Below are 718 nucleotides of genomic sequence, written 5' to 3'. Positions count from 1 at the left end.
CGATGCCGCTCGACTTGCATGTGTTAAGCTTGCCGCCAGCGTTCAATCTGAGCCATGATCAAACTCTTCAATTAAAAGCAAAAAATTTTAATATAAATTATATATTGCTCTCTAAAATAGAATGCCCACATAAATTTTCTGATAAATTATTAAAGAACTAAAACAATTATTTTACTCATTTTTTATGATACTCTTTTATATTTTAAAGTCAATTTTTTATATCAAAATATTTTTATTTATCAAGATATTGTATTTTTAATATTTTAAATATTATATTACCTTTAGGAGTTTTTATTAAAACAGTATCATTTATTTTTTTTCCAATTAATCCTCTAGCAATAGGAGCATTAATTGAAATTAAATATTCTTTTAAATTAGCTTCATCATCTCCAACAATTTTATAAGATACTATCTTATTAGTAGTAATATTAATTAGATCAACAGTAGATCCAAAAATAACTCTACCTTTGTTTTTTATTTTAGTTATATCTATAATTTGACAATTAGATAATTTTAATTCAATTTCTTTAATACGTTTTTCACAAAAACTTTGTTCTTCTCGTGCAGCATGATATTCAGCATTTTCTTTTAAATCACCATATTTTCTAGCTTCCATAATATCATTAATTATTTCATATCTCTTTACATTTTTTAATTGATTTAATTCTTTAATTAATTTTTTAGATCCTTTTATAGTCATAGGTATTTTATTCATCAT

At 22.3% G+C, this 718-nt stretch carries 1 protein-coding gene and 1 rRNA gene (1 of these 2 cut by a window edge); both read right to left on the bottom strand.

What is annotated here, in order from left to right:
- A 16S ribosomal RNA gene (locus tag GJT80_RS00010) occupies positions 1-74 on the bottom strand; it reaches 1,494 nt to the left of the window's first position.
- Positions 75-232: 158 nt separating this feature from the next.
- Positions 233-718 carry a transcription elongation factor GreA gene (greA, locus tag GJT80_RS00005; RefSeq protein ID WP_211080444.1) on the bottom strand — a complete coding sequence of 162 codons (486 nt, stop codon included), beginning with the start codon at positions 716-718 and terminating at the stop codon, positions 233-235.

The organism is Enterobacteriaceae endosymbiont of Plateumaris braccata, from assembly GCF_012563325.1.
Taxonomy (GTDB): domain Bacteria; phylum Pseudomonadota; class Gammaproteobacteria; order Enterobacterales; family Enterobacteriaceae.
This window is presented reverse-complemented; position numbering and strand designations above follow the sequence as displayed.

Excerpts from the sequence above, each read along its gene's own strand:
- greA (WP_211080444.1), bottom strand. The coding sequence starts at position 718 with ATGATGAATAAAATACCTATGACTATAAAAGGATCTAAAAAATTAATT.